The sequence below is a fragment of the Streptomyces sp. NPDC002698 genome (assembly GCF_042888945.1).
Taxonomy (GTDB): Bacteria; Actinomycetota; Actinomycetes; order Streptomycetales; family Streptomycetaceae; genus Streptomyces.
On record NZ_JBIAQM010000006.1, the window covers coordinates 46,651 to 62,638 of the forward strand.

The 15,988-nt window shown below is 73.2% G+C and carries 13 protein-coding genes; 6 read left to right on the top strand and 7 right to left on the bottom strand.

All coding sequences use genetic code 11. The annotated features are described in order from the left end of the window. Window positions 1-200: 200 nt before the first annotated feature. The gene (locus tag ACFYW9_RS11180; protein ID WP_389147724.1) at window positions 201-1,436 is read left to right on the top strand and encodes a threonine aldolase family protein; all 1,236 of its coding nucleotides are present in this window, start codon (window positions 201-203) and stop codon (window positions 1,434-1,436) included. Window positions 1,437-1,591: 155 nt separating this feature from the next. Here ACFYW9_RS11180 and ACFYW9_RS11185 read toward each other — a convergent pair whose 3' ends face one another. Further along, a complete protein-coding gene (locus ACFYW9_RS11185; RefSeq protein WP_351866197.1) occupies window positions 1,592-1,810 on the bottom strand; it encodes a hypothetical protein in 219 nt (72 codons plus the stop codon). A 160-nt stretch (window positions 1,811-1,970) separates the two neighbouring features. Here ACFYW9_RS11185 and ACFYW9_RS11190 point away from each other — a divergent pair, with 160 nt between their 5' ends. Continuing rightward, window positions 1,971-3,080 carry a DUF5937 family protein gene (locus ACFYW9_RS11190; RefSeq protein ID WP_389147729.1) on the top strand — a complete coding sequence of 370 codons (1,110 nt, stop codon included), beginning with the start codon at window positions 1,971-1,973 and terminating at the stop codon, window positions 3,078-3,080. A 314-nt stretch (window positions 3,081-3,394) separates the two neighbouring features. Here ACFYW9_RS11190 and ACFYW9_RS11195 read toward each other — a convergent pair whose 3' ends face one another. From ACFYW9_RS11195 to ACFYW9_RS11205, 3 genes are all read right to left on the bottom strand, one after another. Beyond that, window positions 3,395-4,027 carry an AAA family ATPase gene (locus tag ACFYW9_RS11195; RefSeq protein WP_389147732.1) on the bottom strand — a complete coding sequence of 211 codons (633 nt, stop codon included), beginning with the start codon at window positions 4,025-4,027 and terminating at the stop codon, window positions 3,395-3,397. A 120-nt stretch (window positions 4,028-4,147) separates the two neighbouring features. After that, window positions 4,148-4,819 carry a response regulator transcription factor gene (locus ACFYW9_RS11200; RefSeq protein ID WP_351866206.1) on the bottom strand — a complete coding sequence of 224 codons (672 nt, stop codon included), beginning with the start codon at window positions 4,817-4,819 and terminating at the stop codon, window positions 4,148-4,150. A 53-nt stretch (window positions 4,820-4,872) separates the two neighbouring features. After that, complete coding sequence (locus tag ACFYW9_RS11205) at window positions 4,873-6,075, bottom strand: sensor histidine kinase (RefSeq protein ID WP_351866208.1); 1,203 nt, start codon at window positions 6,073-6,075, stop codon at window positions 4,873-4,875. A 181-nt stretch (window positions 6,076-6,256) separates the two neighbouring features. Between ACFYW9_RS11205 and ACFYW9_RS11210 the strand changes: the two genes are divergently transcribed. Beyond that, window positions 6,257-7,429 (top strand): SAM-dependent methyltransferase, encoded by a 1,173-nt coding sequence (locus tag ACFYW9_RS11210; protein WP_389147737.1) that lies wholly within the window; start codon window positions 6,257-6,259, stop codon window positions 7,427-7,429. Here the strand turns inward: ACFYW9_RS11210 and ACFYW9_RS11215 are convergent. Then, window positions 7,394-8,545: an NADH-quinone oxidoreductase subunit D gene (locus ACFYW9_RS11215; protein ID WP_389147740.1), complete on the bottom strand. Its 1,152-nt coding sequence runs from the start codon at window positions 8,543-8,545 to the stop codon at window positions 7,394-7,396. The genes ACFYW9_RS11210 and ACFYW9_RS11215 overlap by 36 nt on opposite strands. Before the next feature lie 31 nt (window positions 8,546-8,576). Here ACFYW9_RS11215 and ACFYW9_RS11220 point away from each other — a divergent pair, with 31 nt between their 5' ends. Together ACFYW9_RS11220 and ACFYW9_RS11225 are read left to right on the top strand one after the other, a co-directional pair. Then, the gene (locus ACFYW9_RS11220) at window positions 8,577-9,080 is read left to right on the top strand and encodes a PH domain-containing protein (RefSeq protein WP_389147742.1); all 504 of its coding nucleotides are present in this window, start codon (window positions 8,577-8,579) and stop codon (window positions 9,078-9,080) included. A 74-nt stretch (window positions 9,081-9,154) separates the two neighbouring features. Continuing rightward, window positions 9,155-10,492, top strand: coding sequence for a PH domain-containing protein (locus ACFYW9_RS11225; RefSeq protein WP_389148309.1), 1,338 nt, complete (start codon window positions 9,155-9,157; stop codon window positions 10,490-10,492). A gap of 194 nt (window positions 10,493-10,686) precedes the next feature. On the opposite strand, the gene ACFYW9_RS11230 is transcribed toward ACFYW9_RS11225, so the two are convergent. Then, window positions 10,687-12,420 carry a hypothetical protein gene (locus ACFYW9_RS11230; RefSeq protein WP_389147745.1) on the bottom strand — a complete coding sequence of 578 codons (1,734 nt, stop codon included), beginning with the start codon at window positions 12,418-12,420 and terminating at the stop codon, window positions 10,687-10,689. Window positions 12,421-12,758: 338 nt separating this feature from the next. Further along, window positions 12,759-13,889: an alpha/beta hydrolase gene (locus ACFYW9_RS11235; protein WP_389147748.1), complete on the bottom strand. Its 1,131-nt coding sequence runs from the start codon at window positions 13,887-13,889 to the stop codon at window positions 12,759-12,761. Between the two features lie 198 nt (window positions 13,890-14,087). On the opposite strand from ACFYW9_RS11235, the gene ACFYW9_RS11240 reads away from it, so the two are divergent. After that, on the top strand, window positions 14,088-15,917 hold the full coding sequence (locus ACFYW9_RS11240) for a phosphatidylglycerol lysyltransferase domain-containing protein (protein ID WP_389147751.1): 1,830 nt from the start codon (window positions 14,088-14,090) through the stop codon (window positions 15,915-15,917). Window positions 15,918-15,988: the final 71 nt, after the last annotated feature.

A 15,988-nucleotide genomic window follows, 5' to 3' on the forward strand; every position in this document is an offset into this window, starting at 1 on the left:
CCAGTCCGCTCGGGGTACCGGACGATTTCTCGTCATGTTAACGCGATTGGTCCGACGGGAGTCCGGCCGTCCACAGGCTGTGGGTTTCCGCGCGCCGCGACACCGGTGAGGGCCCTGGCCGGGTGAACGGGATATCCACAGGTCACCGGGGTGTGGAATTCGAGGTGCCCGGCCGGGCCCGCCCGGGACATGATCCTGGGATGAGCGATACGGCGGCACGAAACGGTGGGGAACCCGCGGAGCGGGTCGGTACGGAGCCCGCGGGGCGGGGAGGGGAGGGGACGGCGGGGCTGTCTCCCGAGGAGCGGTTCGAGCGGCGCGCGGTCGCCTGGAAGGCGGCCGGGCGGGTGCTGTGGCGGCCCGGCTACCAGTTGTCGCTCCGCGAGCGCCTGGCCTGGCTGAACGAGGGCGCCGGTGACGTGTGCGACCTCGACGGGCGGGTCGACATGTACGGCGGCGGCCTCGTCGAGACCCTGGAGGAGCGGGTCGCCGAACTGCTGGGCACGGAGGCGGCGGTGTTCTTCCCGACCGGGACCATGGCCCAGCAGGTCGTGCTGCGCTGCTGGGCGGGCCGGACCGGGAACGCGACCGTGGCCCTGCACGGGCTCAGTCACCCCGAAGTCCATGAACGGCAGGCGTTCAGCCAGGTCAGCGGCCTTCGCCCGGTCCGTGTGACGAACGAGCCCCGGCTGCCGACCGCCGAGGAGGTGCGGGACTTCCCCGAGCCGTTCGGCGCGCTGCTGCTGGAACTGCCGCTCCGGGACGCCGGGTTCGTCCTGCCCACCTGGGAGGAGCTCACCGAGGTCGTGGAGGCGGCCCGGGAGCGTGACGCGGTCGTCCACATCGACGGGGCCCGGCTGTGGGAGTGCGCCCCGCACTTCGGCCGCCCCCTGGAGGAGATCGCCGGCCTCGCGGACAGCGTGTACGTCTCGTTCTACAAGTCGCTCGGCGGTTTCGGCGGTGCCGCCGTCGCGGGGCCGAAGACGCTCGTGGACGAGGCGAAGACCTGGCGGCACCGGTACGGCGGCATGATCATCCAGCAGTTCCCGACCGTCCTGTCGGCACTGATCGGCCTGGAGCGGGAGCTGCCCCGGCTGCCGGAGTACGTCGCCCACGCGCGCGTGGTGGCCGGCGCGCTGCGCGAGGGCTTCACCGAGGCCGGGGTCCCCTGGGCCCGGGTCCACCCGGAGGAGCCGCACACCCACCAGTTCCAGGTCTGGCTGCCGTACGAACCGGACGTCCTCGGGGACGCGGCGCTGCGGCAGGTCGAGGAGACGGGGACGGGCCTGTTCGCCCAGGGCTGGAACCGGGGCGGCCCGGGACTCGCGTACACCGAGATCACGGTGGCCGGACCGGGTCTGGAGTGGACGGCGGACGACGTGAAGGCGGCGGTCCGGGCGTTCGTGGAGAGGCTGCCGGACCGGAACGCCTCGTAGTCCGGGGGCGCGCACGGTCCCTCGTGGGACGGGGGCCTGCGCGGTCCCGCGTAAGGCAGGAGCCCGCGCGGTCCCGCGTGGGACAGGAGTCCGCGCGGTCCCTCGTGGGACGGAGGCCCGAGCGGTCACGGCGTGGGGTCCGGGCGGGGCGGGTCTCAGCGGGCCGGCCGGCCGGGTCCGCCGTGCAGCCACCGGCCCAGGGCCCCGCGCAGACGGCCACGGGCCGGATGCCCGGCCACGACGGCCCGGAACCGCCGGTAGTCGCGCAGCTCCCGCGCGACCTCCCGGTCGTGGCTGCCGGGTGCCGGCGGAGCCGCCTCCCCGTGCTGCGAGGCCCGGTAGCTGTCCAGGAGGTACTGCTGGGTGATGCTCATGACCGATCGCCTCTCGGGAACGAGGGATGGGATCCGAAGGCCCCGCGCGAACTGCCCCGGTCGTCCCAGGCTGCGCCTGATCACAGCGGCTGTCGCCTCGATTGACGGCCGTCGTCAATCGGCGGCGGCCGCTGTCGGCGGCGAGGTGCACCATGGGGACATGAGCGTGCACATCGACATCCGCGGCCTGCGGCCGGAGCGGGTCGCCGTCGTGCCGTCGCCGCTGGCCGAGCTGGGGATGGCGCTGCACGCGCTGGCGGAGCCGGGGCACCACCCCGGGCTCCAGGGCTGGGCGACGGGGGTGACCGCCGGACTCGATCCCCATCTCGCGGACCGGATGTGCGAGGCGGACTTCCTGTGGCGTACGACGTTCTCGGACCTGTTCCTGCCGTGCGCGGGCATCCCGGGCGGGGCCTCGGTGCCGGGCGCGACGCTCGCCGAGGACCTGGACCTGCTGGACAAGCTCACCGACGAGCAGTTCGTGGACGCGGCCCTGGAGTTCACCTGCGCGCTCGCGTACGGCTCCGAGGGGCCGCACGCCCTCTCCGATCCCGAGGTGCAGCGGCGTGCCGTCGATCTGGCCGCCTCGCGCGGGCCGCAGCAGACGCGGTTCACCGAGCGGCTGCTGGTGGATCCGCCGGGGGTGCGGGCCTGGCTGCGGCAGTTCCTGGAGGACTGCGACGAGGCCTTCTTCGCCGAGACCTGGTCCCGGCTGCGCCACCCGCTGGCCGCGGAGGCCCGTCACAAGACGGATCTGCTCCGGCACAAGGGCCTGCCCGAGGCGCTGGCCTCCGTCTCCTCCGCCCTGTCCCTGGACGAGACGGCTCGGATCATCACCGTCGACAAGCTGACCGAGGGGAGCACGATGGTCACGGCGGACGGCGGTCTGCTGCTGGTCCCCACCAGCCTCGGCCGTCCGCACCTGATGGTGCTGCACCGCTATCGGTGGCAGCCGGTGCTGCACTACCCCGTCAGCTCCCCCGAGCTCACCGCCCCGCCCTCCGTCGAGCAGCTGACCCTGCGGATGACCGCCCTGTCCCACCCGGTCCGGATGCGCATCTGCCGCCATCTGGCACGCAGCGCGTACACCACCGGCGAGCTCGCCCAGGTGCACGGGATGACCGCGCCGGAGATATCCCGGCACCTGAGCGTGCTCAAGAAGGCGGGTCTGATCACCACCCGGCGGCGCGGCCGCTATGTGCTGCACCAGCTCGACGTCGGCGTGGTGGCCCGGCTGGGCAGCGACTTCCTGGAGGGGATCCTGCGCTGAGCCCATGAGCGGCCCGGCTGGTGGGTGGGTCGGGGCCGTGCCGGTGCATCAGCCCGTCGCCGTTGGGTGAGGGGTGGGCGTCGGTGGCGACGGGCATCGATGTACCGGCACGGCCCCTCGCGTCGGATCCCGGCTGCGGGTGTGTCCGTCCAGAACGATTCAGTCCCGGCGGGGCAGCAGTTTCAGCTCCGGCCGGGAAGATCCAGCCCCTCCGGCGTTTGAGGAGCGGGGCTGGGGCGGAGCCCCAGGGTGGGACGGGTAGGGGCGGAGGGGGCGGAAATCCGCGGCCGACTCGGGCCGAAGCCCTGGGCGGGTCAGTCGAAGCGGATGTGGCGCGCGCTCGTCCGTGCCCGCCGCAGGCGTCCGCGCAGGGCACCGTCGCGGTTCGGCGTGAGGGTCAGCCCGGCGAGGACCGCTATGCGGTCGGCGGTCCTGGCGACCGACGTCTCGTCGGTCCACAGATGCTCGGCGAACTCCGGCTCGCGCAGCCGCTCCAGACAGTGGTCGAGCTGCCCCACGGCCCAGCTCTCGCGCCGCAGCGGGGTGTCTTTCCCGGCGACGTGGCCCACAAAGTGCCCGAAGCCGCGTTCACGCAGCCGCCGAAGGACGGTCTCGCGCTCGGCCAGCAAGGTGAAGTGCCTTACGTCGTGGCCCAGTTCACGCAGCCGCCCGACCGTCTCCGCGAAGTGCACGGGGTTCGTGACCGTCATGGGGGCGATGACCACACCGTCCCGTTCGCGGAGCGCGAGGTCGAGCACCTCGACCACGCCCTGCCGCCAGGACACCAAGTCCTGGAAATCGCCGCGTAGTTCGGGCGGAAGCATGCGGCGCAGGCCGAAACCGGCGTGTTCCGGATCGCAGATGACGCCGCCCGGCAGCCTGCGCTGGATCTCGTGTGCGGTCTGTGTCTTGCCGCCCCCGAAGGGCCCGTTGATCCACAGGAGCATGCGCCGACCCTAGTGCGCGCCGGTCACGTCCCGGTCACGCGAAGGCCGGCGCCACCGGGAAACCGCGCCCCGCCCCGGCAGCCGCTCGTACGGCACCGGCCGCGGGGTGTGCCTTCGGCGTCAGCCGAGCCCGCCCGCCCGGACGAGCCCCGTCTCGTAGGCGAGGACGACCACCTGGACCCGGTCGCGCAGGCCGAGCTTGGTGAGGATGCGCCCGACGTGGGTCTTCACGGTGGCCTCCGAGAGGACGAGACGGGCCGCGATCTCCCCGTTGGACAGGCCCTGCGCGACCAGGATCATGACCTCGCGCTCGCGCTCGGTGAGCCGCTCCAGACCCTTGTGCCGGGGCTCCTTGCCGGCGTTGGGCAGCAGCGGCGCGAACCGGTCGAGCAGGCGCCGGGTGGTGGACGGCGCGACCACGGCGTCGCCGCTGTGCACGGAACGGATGGCGGCGAGCAGCTCCCCCGGGGGCACGTCCTTGAGCATGAAGCCGGAGGCGCCCGCCTTCAGACCGGAGAACGCGTACTCGTCGAGGTCGAAGGTGGTGAGGATCAGGACCTTCGGCGGGTTCGGGTCCGAGCAGATGCGGCGGGTGGTCTCCACACCGTCGAGCTTCGGCATGCGTACGTCCATCAGGACCACGTCGACCTCGGTGGCGCTCAGCACCTGCAGGGCCTCGACGCCGTCGCCCGCCTCGGCCACGACCTCCATGTCCGGCTGGGCGGCGAGCACCATCCGGAAGCCGGTGCGCAGCAGCACCTGGTCGTCGACGAGCATCACGCGGATCGCCATCGGGGGCCTTTCACTTCGTCGGGGCCGGTCGTCGGGACCGGTGTGTACAGGTGTCAGTGGGCCGCTTTGAGCGGCAGCAGGGCGCTGATGCGGAAACCCCCGCCGGGCCGCGGCCCCGCGTCCAGGGTGCCGCCGACCATGCCGACGCGCTCCCGCATGCCGATCAGGCCGTGGCCCTGCCCGTCGGCGCCGCCCTCCTCGTACAGCTCGTGGGGGGCGCCCTTGCCGTCGTCCTCGACGAGCAGGCCGAGGCCGTCGTCGAAGTACACCAGACGGACGCTGGCGCCCGCGTTCGGGCCTCCGTGCTTGCGGGTGTTGGTCAGCGCCTCCTGGACGATGCGGTACGCCGTGAGCTCCACGCCGCTGGGCAGCGGGCGCGGGGTGCCCTCCACCTTGAAGTCGACGGGCAGGCCCGAGGTGCGGCACTGCTCGATGAGGTCGTCGAGCTGCTCGACATCGGGCTGCGGAACGTACTCGCCGCCCTCCTGGTGCTCGCCGGTGCGCAGCACGCCGAGCAGCCGGCGCATCTCGGCGAGGGCCTGCCTGCCGGTCCCCGAGATGGTCTCCAGCGCCTTCCTGGCCTGGTCGGGGGCCGTGTCCATGACGTACGCGGCGCCGTCGGCCTGAACCACCATCACCGAGACGTTGTGCGCGACGACGTCGTGCAGCTCGCGCGCGATCCGGGCGCGCTCGGCGGCGACCGCGACCTTGGCCTGCGCCTCGCGCTCCTTCTCCAGACGGGCGGCCCGCTCCTCCAGCTGCGCGAGGTAGGCGCGGCGGGTGCGGATCGAGTCGCCGAGCACCCAGGCGAGCGCGAACGGGACGGTCTGGAAGATCGCTATGAAGACACCGCCCGGCCCGCTGGCCTCGGTGGGCCAGCGGAGCTGCGCGAGCGTGCCCGCGCACAGGCCGCCGATCAGCGCGAGCCGGGAGGCCCAGCGGGCACCGTCCGCGGCGACCGTGTAGATGATCACCAGCATCGCGAAGTCCTCGGGCGCCGACGGGACGTCCAGGACCAGTTGTGCGAGGCCCGCCGCCACGGCCAGGACCAGCATCTTCTCCGGCATGCGGCGGCGCAGCGCGACGACCGCGCTCAGCGCGACGGCGATCGGGAGCACTGTGGCGGTCGACGGCGGCCCCTCCGCGGCGCCGTCGCCATTGCTGATGCTCACCAGGGAGATCCCGAGCAGGGCGACGGCCCAGAAGCTGTCGACCCATGTCGGGTACCTGCGGAGAAGGTCATAGAGGCGCTGCACGTAACCCAGAGTAGGGAGGCGCGCGGTGTGCCCGGGTCAACCGGAGGACCGATCCGGGGCCGCCCCTCGTACTCCCCAAGGTGGATGCCCCTCCCTCCGGGACGCTCAAAAGGTGCCTTCCGCACCGATCCGGACCGGACGGCCCGGCCCGGAACGGCATGACGGCCCTTAGCCTGGCCCCGTGGAACGTGCGGCGGCGGGTGAGTGGCGTGGGTGGCGCGAGGCGACGGAAACGGCGCTGTACGGCCCGGGGGGCTTCTATCGCCGGCCCGAGGGACCGGCCGGGCATTTCCGGACCTCGGTGCACGCCTCCCCGCTGTTCGCGGGGGCCGTGGCGCGCCTGCTGTGCCGCCTCGACGCGGCCCTCGGCCACCCGGATCCGCTGGCCTTCGTCGACATGGCCGCCGGCCGCGGCGAGCTGGTGACCGGGGTCCTCGCCGCTCTCCCCGCCGACGTGGCCGGCCGTGTGCGCGGGTACGCCGTCGAGCGGGCGGAGAGGCCGGCCGGCCTCGACCGGCGGATCTCGTGGCTCACCGAGCCGCCGCGCGGGATCACCGGGCTGCTGTTCGCCAACGAGTGGCTGGACAACGTGCCCGTGGACGTCGCCGAGGCCGGCCCGGACCGGGTGCCGCGACGGGTCCTCGTCCGCGGCGACGGAACCGAACGTCTCGGGGAGCCCGTCACCGGGGAGGACGCCCGGTGGCTGCGGACCTGGTGGTGGCCGCCGGCCGGCGACCGGCCCGCACCGGGAGCGCGGCCGGACCCCGGATCCGCACAGGAAGCACCCCGAACACCGGGGGCGGACGGCTCTCCCGAAGCGCCCCTCGCGCCCGTCGGGGGAGCCCGTGCCGAGATCGGGCTCCCCCGGGACCTCGCCTGGGCCTCCGCCGTGGCCACGCTCGACCGGGGCCTCGCCGTCGCCGTCGACTACGCGCACGTCGCGGGCGGGCGGCCGCCCTTCGGGACACTCACCGGCTTCCGGGAGGGACGCGAGACGGCGCCGGTACCGGACGGCTCGTGCGACATCACCGCGCATGTGGCGCTCGACGCGTGCGCGCTGCCCGGGGGCCGCGTGGTGACCCAGCGCGCGGCACTGCGCGCGCTGGGCGTGAGCGGCGCCCGCCCCCCGCTCGCCCTGGCGACGACGGACCCGGCGGCCTACGTGCGCGCCCTCGCGGGTGCCGGGCAGGCGGCGGAACTCACCGCGCCGGGCGGGCTGGGCGACTTCGGCTGGCTGCTCCAGCCCGTCGGCTTCCCCGACGGGCCCCGGGACTCCCCCGACGCCGAAGCCGACGCCGACGCCGTCCTGCGTGAAGCGCTACTTGTCGATGTCTCCGACCACGAAGAACAGTGACCCCAGGATCGCCACCATGTCGGCGACCAGCGTCCCGGGCAGCAGTTCGGTGAGCGCCTGGATGTTGTTGAAGGAGGCGGAGCGCAGCTTCAGCCGGTACGGGGTCTTCTCGCCCTTGCTGACGAGGTAGTAGCCGTTGATGCCGAGGGGGTTCTCGGTCCAGGCGTACGTGTGTCCCTCGGGCGCCTTCAGGACCTTCGGCAGACGCTGGTTGACCGGGCCGGGCGCCAGCTCGGCCAGCCGGTCGAGACAGGCGTCCGCGAGGTCCAGGGAGTTGTGCGTCTGCTCCAGGAGACACTCGAAGCGGGCCAGGCAGTCGCCCTCCTCGCGCGTGACGATCTTCAGGGTGTCCTGGAGCTCCCCGTACGCGAGGTAGGGCTCGTCGCGGCGCAGGTCGAAGTCGACGCCGGAGGCCCGCGCGATGGGACCGCTCACGCCGTACGCGTGCACGGCCTCCGGAGAGAGGACGCCCACGTCGCGCGTACGCCCCCGGAAGATCTCGTTGCCGAGCACCAGGTCGTCGTACACGCCCATCCGCGCGCGCAGCGCGGCGACGCAGGCACGCGCGCGGGCGGCCCATCCGGCCGGAAGGTCCTCCTTGAGACCGCCGACGCGGTTGAACATGTAGTGCATGCGCCCGCCGGAGATCTCCTCCATGACGTGCTGGAGCTCCTCGCGCTCCGTGAAGGCGTAGAAGATCGGGGTGATCCCGCCCAGCTCCAGGGGATAGGAGCCGAGGAACATCAGGTGGTTGAGGACCCGGTTGAGTTCCGCGAGCAGCGTGCGTGTCCACACCGCGCGCGGGGGGACCTCCATGCCGAGCATCCGCTCCACGGCGAGGACGACGCCCAGCTCGTTCGAGAAGGCCGACAGCCAGTCGTGGCGGTTGGCGAGCATGATGATCTGGCGGTAGTCGCGCGCCTCGAAGAGCTTCTCGGCGCCGCGGTGCATATAGCCGATGACCGGCTCCGCGTGCTGGATCCGCTCACCGTCGAGTACGAGCCGCAGGCGCAGCACGCCATGGGTCGAGGGGTGCTGGGGGCCGATGTTGAGCACCATGTCGGTGCTCTCGGCGGCGCCGCCGATGCCGACCATGGTCTCCGTCGTGGGAGTCATGGCCACAGTCTCTCGTACGTACGCTTGCCGCATGGAGACGGGGAGCGCGCGGACCGAGGAGAGCGCCCCGGAGGAGCCGGTCTGGGCCGGACTGCCTCCGGGGCTGCTGCGTATGCGACGGCTGTTGCTGGTGGTGTGGCTGGGGCTCCTGACGATCGCCGTCGGGCTGCTCCTCGCCCTGTTCGCCGGTCCGGGCTGGGCGGCGTTCGCCCTGCTGCCGCTCGCCCTGATCGCGTGGGGCTGGCGCATGCTGGGGCGCAACTGGCGCTCCTGGCGGTACGCGGAGCGCGCGGACGACCTGCTGATCAGCCGGGGGGTGCTGTGGCGTGAGGAGACCGTGGTGCCGTACGGGCGCATGCAGCTCGTCGAGGTGACCTCCGGGCCGCTGGAACGTCACTTCGGGCTCGCCAGCGTGCAGCTCCACACGGCCGCCGCGGCCACCGACGCGTGCATCCCGGGTCTCGACCCGGCCGAGGCCGAACGGCTGCGGGACCGGCTGACCGAACTGGGCGAGGCACGATCGGCCGGCCTGTGAGCACGGCCTCCCCGGACTCCTCGGGGCACCCGTCCGCCGCGCCCGCGCCCGGCGCCCTCCCCGGCGCGACGGCCGTGCCGGACGCCGAGGGATCCGTACCGGAGGAGAATCCGCTGAAGCCGCTGAAGCCGCTGTCCGAGCGGCGGTTGCACCCCGTGACCCCGTTCCGGCGGGCCTGGGCGCCGGTGGCCGTCCTCGCGGGCTGGGCCGTCCACGACCCGGGCCAGGCACAGGAACAGCTCGCCCGGCTCACGACGACCGTGCTGCTCCTGGGGCTCGCCGTGATCGTCCCGGGCGCCGCCCTCTACGGCTTCATGAGCTGGTGGTTCACGCATTTCGCGGTGACCGACACCGAACTGCGCATCCGCACCGGCCTGTTGTTCCGCCGCACCGCGCACATCCGGCTCGAACGGCTCCAGGCCGTCGACATCACCCAGCCGCTGCTGGCCCGCGTCGCGGGCGTCGCCAAACTGAAGCTCGATGTCGTCGGGACCGACAAGAAGGACGAGCTGGCCTATCTGGGCGAGGGCGAGGCCCGCAGGCTGCGTGCCGAACTCCTCGCCCGGGCGGCCGGGTTCGCGCCCGAGTCCGCCCACGAGGTCGGCGAGGCACCGGTCCGGCTGCTGCTGCACGTCCCGCCCGGCGTCCTCGCCGCCTCCCTGCTGCTCACCGGTGCCACCTGGGCCTCCCTGGTCGCCGCGTTCGTCGTGCCCACGCTGCTGTGGTTCGCCACGCACAGCGTCTGGACGGTCCTCGCGACCGGACTGCCCCTGCTCGGCGCGGCGGGCGCGAGCAGCGTCGGGCGGTTCGTCGGTGAGTACGACTGGACGGTGGGCGAGTCGCCCGACGGCCTGCGCATCGATCACGGGCTCCTGGACCGGACGCACGAGACGGTGCCGCCCGGACGCGTGCAGACCGTACGGATCGTCGAACCCCTGTTGTGGCGCGGCAGATGGGTGCGGGTCGAGCTGGACGTGGCCGGGTCCTCGAACTCGGTCCTCGTGCCCGTCGCTCCGCGCGAGGTCGCCGAGGCCGTGATCGCCGCCGTACTGCCCGGTGTGACCGTTCCCGCGTCGCTGGACCGGCCGCCGCGGCGGGCCGGCTGGTGCGTGCCGTTCTGGTGGCGCGGGTACGGACTCGCCGTCACCGGCACCGTGTTCGCCGCGCGCCGCGGGCTGTTGCGGCGCCGCCTCTTCCTCGTCCCGCACGCCAAGGCGCAGAGCGTCCGGCTGACCCAGGGGCCCTGGGAGCGCTTCAAGGGGCTCGCCGACGTCCACATCGACGCCGGTGCCGGCAGGACGGTCACCGCGCGGCTGCGGGATGCCGCCGAGGCGGCGGAGCTCCTCCAGGCACAGGCGGACCGGTCCCGCACGGGACGGCGGGAGGCCCGGCCGGACCGGTGGATGGCCTGAGGACCGCCGGGGCGGGGCCGGCGCGGGTGCCGCGGACGTCCGGTGGGGACGGGCCGGGTGACGCGGGCCTCCGCCGAGGAAGCGGGGACGGGTGAGGGAGCGGGACACGGGTGAGGGCAGTGGAAACGGGTGAGGGCAGTGGCGTCACGCCACTGCCCTCACTTCGTCACGCCTGCCCGGCGGGAGCGTGCGGCTCAGGAAGCCGCGCTCCGCAGCCCGGTCATGTCGATGTGCTCGGTCTCGTCGTGCTCGGTCAGGTCGATGACCTGGCGGTCGGCACCGTCCGTGGCCTCGCCCGCGGGCTTGAACCCGGACTCGGACTCGGCCTTGTGCACGGCGAGCGCCTCCTGGCCGACCACGTCGGCGAGGTCCTCGTTCTGCACGGCCTCCATCGCGGCGGCGTCGGACTGCTCCGCCTGCGTACCGAAGAAGTCGAACCCTCCCTCGACCGAGGGACGCCGCACGGGCGCGGCGTGCGGGACGACGGCCACCGCGGTCGGCACGGTGAAGTGCCCCGAGCGCTGGGCCGGCTTGGCGGGCGGAAGCGCCGCCCGCGCCGGCGGTGCCGTCACGGCCCGGCGGGACGTCTCGGATGTGACGGCGGTCGGAGACCCTGCCTCGGCGGCCGCGCGCTGGTGCTCGCGGGCCGCCTCGGGCTTCCCCTGCGCCCCACCCGCCTCCGCGACGGAATCCGCGGACGGACCCGTCTCGGTGGCCGGAGCTCTGTGCGGGGCGGCCGCGCCGTGCGTGACCGCGTCCCGCTCGGCCGCCGGGTCCCTGGTCGCGACCAGGTCCTTCGTGGCGGCCGCGCCCTTCCGCAGCGCCGCGCGCTGCTTGGCCGCCGCGTCCCTCCTGACGGCCGCGTCCAGCGCGGACCCGCCCGGCGCGGGCACGTCGTTCAGGGACCTGGCCGTCGACGAGCGGGCGTCGGGGGCCTGGACCGGGTCGGTGCCGGGGTCCGTGTCCGGCAGCGCGAGGGCCACGGACGTCGAGGCCGTCCGGGCCTCGGCGCCCTCGGCCTCCCGGCCGTCGCCCGCGACCCGGCTCGACGACGCTCCGGCCCGCAGGAAGAGCGACGACCCGGCCGGGGAGAAGACCTCGGGGGACTCGTCGGTCCCGGTCCCGCCTCCGGCCTCCGCCCTCGCGTCCTCGTCGTCCTCCGCGTCCGGGACGACCGTGTCCTCGTCCGGCGCCATGAAGGCCTCGATGGCATCCACCCCGCTCGCGGGCGCGGACACCCCGTCCCCGGAACCCTCGGACCGTGCGGTCTCTCCGGACTCCTCGGACTCCTCGGACGCGTCCGGTCCTCCGGGCGTCTCGTCCGTCTCGCCCGCCTCGGGCGCTTCGAAGGAGTCCACGGAGTCCATGGGGTCCGTGAGGTCCGTGTCGTGGGACTCCGGCGTGCCGGAGGGGTCCTCGATCCCGGCCTCGTCCGGAGCCGTCCGCGCGGCCGGCAGGGCACGGGCCGGTACCGAAGCCTCTATGGCGAGCTGCCGGCGCCCCTCCAGGGCGGTGGCCCGCTCCGTCTCGGCCGTGGCGTACCGCCGCAGCAGCGCCGCGTGCTCGTTGCGCAGGCCGGCCAGCTCGGTGCGCTTGGCGCGCAGCTTCTGCTCCAGCTTGGCGCGCAGTTCGCGCGACTCCTCGAGGTCCGTCTCCAGCTCGGCGACGCGTTCCTCATAACGCCACTCGTCGCTCGCACGCGCGCGCGTGAGGTCCGCGACGCGTTTGCCCGCCGCGGTGTCCCATTGGCGCAGGACGACCGCGCTGACGACCGCCGTCGCCGCGGCACCCGCGGCCAGGACACGGAGCGCGAACGCGTCCGTGAACAGCCAGGGTCCTATGGCGCAGACGAGCGACACGCCGGCGATCGCCGAAGAAGGCAGCACCCTGTGCAAGGGCGGGGAATGGCGGTGGCGTCCACGTGGCATGGCCAGAAACTTACCGCGCGTAGGCGAATCTTGGTGCCCCGCACGGTAAAAACACAGTCTTCCCGGAGGCTTTGTCCTGTACCAAGCGCCTACAGGGCACACCGCTTGTCCCACAAAGCCCGTCACGCCCCCGATCGCACCGGCTCCCCGGTCAATTCCGCCGCCTCCGAACGGTTTCCGAATCGTCATCTTCGGGTGCGGCATTCCCCCGGGGAGCGCCTTATCTCCGTACCGGACAGCTCAATTCGTCCGCGGGGCGGACACGGCCCGGCGGGGCACGCCGCGGACCGCGCGGGACCGTACGGCGTCCGGGCCGCGCGACCCCGGCGCGGCACGCGTCAGCGGTCGCTCAGGCGTCCGCTGAGCCACTGAAGGGCACCCGGAATCTCCCGCCGCCAGGTGTTGAAGTTGTGGCCGCCCCTGTCGAGGATGATCGACGAGATCCTGGTGGGCTTCTTCGATTTCACCAGCTCTATGAAGTCGAGCGTGGCCCTGTAGTTGGATTCGCCCACCTTGCTGCTGGTGACGAGGAGCGAGGTGTCCGGGGCGGGCTTGTTCCTCAGGTACCAGCGCAGATCGGCGCTGTCGCGCAAGGCCTTGTCGCCCCGGAAGAGGTCGCCCGTCGTGCGGTCGACCGGCGCCTTGTAGTACGGCGACAGGCCGGCGCCGGCCGCGTACGTCCCGGGGTGGTGGACGGCGAGTTTGAGCGCGCAGTACCCGCCCGTCGAGTCGCCGATGATGCCCCAGCTCCGGGGCTTCGGGCCCACCCGGTAATGGGCCGACACGGCGTCGGGGAGGTCCTTGGCGAAGAAGGACTCCGTCTGCGGGCCGCCGGGGACGTCCACGCACTCGGTGTCCCGCGGCGGAGCGACGGTCGGCCGCAGCATCACCAGGACCATCGGCTGGCTCCTGCCGCTCCTGACCAAACGATTCTCCGTCTGCGGGAAATGCAGGGCCTTGATGAGTGCCCGGGCCGTGCCGGGATAGCCCGTCAGCACGGTCACCGCCGGGAACGTACGGGTCCGGTACCGCGGCTGGAAGTACTCCGGCGGCAGATACACGTACGCCGGTGTGGCGATGCGGGTCGTACGGCCGACGATGTCGATCTTCTGGATCTGGCCGCCGCTCCGCGGCCGGGCCCCGCCCGAGACGGCCACCTGCTCGGTGTCCACGACCTGGAGGGGGCCGCCGCCCGGACCGCTCGCGCCGTCGTGGTCGACGACCACGCCCTCGCCTCTCTCCCGGCCGAGAAGATCCGCCCAGCTGGCGTAGAACCCGAACGCCTGGTTGGCCGACAGCCCGATCGACGCGAACAGCATCACCTGGGTCGCCAGCAGCAGCCCGACACGCCCGCTGACGGACCGCCAGGTACGCCTGGCGAGCCGCGGCCACCACCACACCGTGCCGACGAAGAGCAGCACGGCGAGCAGGACCACCAGTACCAGCACCTTGTTGCTCGTGAGACCCATGGGCTGCTCCGCCTGCGCTTTCCGTCCCGGCCGTCCCGCCCATTGGCGAGCACTTGCCCTGGACTTTCCTTGCCTTTTGAACCGGCTTTCCTGAAGGGAGTGAACCTGTCTCCCCAAGACACCGTCCTAGAGGGCGCAATGTCGCCGGATGCCGGAATGGCGCCGGATTCACGGTCTCTCGCGGAACCACGGGATGCGATGTCTGTCAGGATAGATGGGGAATTGTCGGGTGGGGTTCCAGGCCGCACAGGCCGGACGCGGCGCGTACTGCGCGGTCCGAGCCCGGAGGCCGTCCCCGCCCTGATCGCCAGGGCCTGCACACTCGTGGGTCTCCTGGACGTCGCCGCGGGCGTCTTCCCGCGCTTCCGTCACAGCCGTATGCACGCCCTGGCCGAGGTGCTGCCCGGCTCGTTCGGGCCCTTCGCCGCGGCGCTGTCGCTCAGCGCCGGCGTGCTCCTGCTGCTGCTCGCCCACGGGCTGCGGCGCCGCAAGCGCCGGGCATGGCGCGCCGCGGTGCTGCTGCTGCCCGCGGGCGCCGCCGCGCAGTTCGCGTACCGCCACTCGGTGATCGGCGTCGTCATCTCGGCCGCGCTGCTCCTGCCGCTGCTGCGCCACCGCGACGAGTTCGCCGCGCTGCCCGATCCACGCAGCCGCTGGCGCGCGCTCGCCAACTTCGTTCTCATGGGCGCCGGTTCCCTCGTCCTCGGACTCGTCATCGTCAGCGTCCACGAGGACCGCATGATCGGCGACCCGAGCCTGGCCGACCGCCTCAGTCACGTCCTGTACGGCCTGATCGGCTTCGAGGGACCCGTCGACTACGCGGGGCCCACGTCCTGGACCGTCGCCTTCTCCCTGGGCGCGCTCGGCTGGCTCACCGCCGTCACCACCGTCTACCTCGCCTTCCGGCCCGAACACCCCGCCGCCCGCCTCACGGAGGACGACGAGGCCCGGCTGCGCGGCCTCCTGGACCGGCACGGCGGCCGCGACTCCCTCGGCCACTTCGCGCTCCGCCGCGACAAGGCGGTCGTCTTCTCGCCCAGCGGCAAGGCGGCGGTCACCTACCGGGTCGTCTCCGGGGTGATGCTCGCCAGCGGTGACCCCATCGGCGACGTGGAGGCCTGGCCCGGCGCGATCGAGCGCTTCATGGACGAGGCCAGGGCACACTCCTGGACACCCGCCGTCATGGGCTGCTCCGAGACCGGCGGCGAGGTGTGGACGCGTGAGACCGGCCTCGACGCCCTCGAACTCGGCGACGAGGCGGTGGTGGACGTCGCGGATTTCTCCCTGTCCGGGCGCGCGATGCGCAACGTGCGCCAGATGGTCAAGCGCATCGAGCGCGCCGGCTACGAGACCCGGGTACGGCGCATCCGTGACCTCGGCGAAGGCGAACTGGAGCGGATACGGCGCGCGGCGGAGGACTGGCGCGGCACCGACACCGAGCGAGGTTTCTCCATGGCGCTCGGCCGGATCGGTGACCCGTCCGACGGCGACTGTCTGATCGCCACGGCGCACAAGGCCGACGATCCGCCCGGCCCGTACGGCGATCTGAAGGCCGTCCTGCACTTCGTCCCGTGGGGCACGGACGGCGTGTCGCTCGACCTCATGCGCCGCGACCGCGCCGCCGACCCCGGTATGAACGAACTCCTCATCGTGGCGGCGCTCCAGGCCGCACCCCGCCTCGGCATCGACCGGATCTCGCTCAACTTCGCGATGTTCCGCTCGGCGCTCGCGCGCGGCGAGAAGATCGGCGCGGGGCCGGTGCTGCGCGCCTGGCGCGGACTGCTCGTGTTCCTGTCCCGCTGGTTCCAGATCGAGTCGCTGTACAAGTTCAACGCCAAGTTCCGCCCGCGCTGGGAGCCGCGCTTCGTGGTCTACGCCGCCTCCCGCGACCTCCCCCGCATCGGCCTCGCCGCCATGCAGGCCGAGGGCTTCGTGAACCTCGCCCTGCCCCGGATCCTGCGCCGCCGGGCACCGGCCCCGCGTCCCTGCGCCCACGCGGCGACGGAACGAGGGATCAGGGCGGCGTAGCCAGGCGGGCTCCGCCGGTCCCCGCCCCCGGGACCGGCGGAGGCCACGGAGCCCGTCAAGGGGCGATGAGG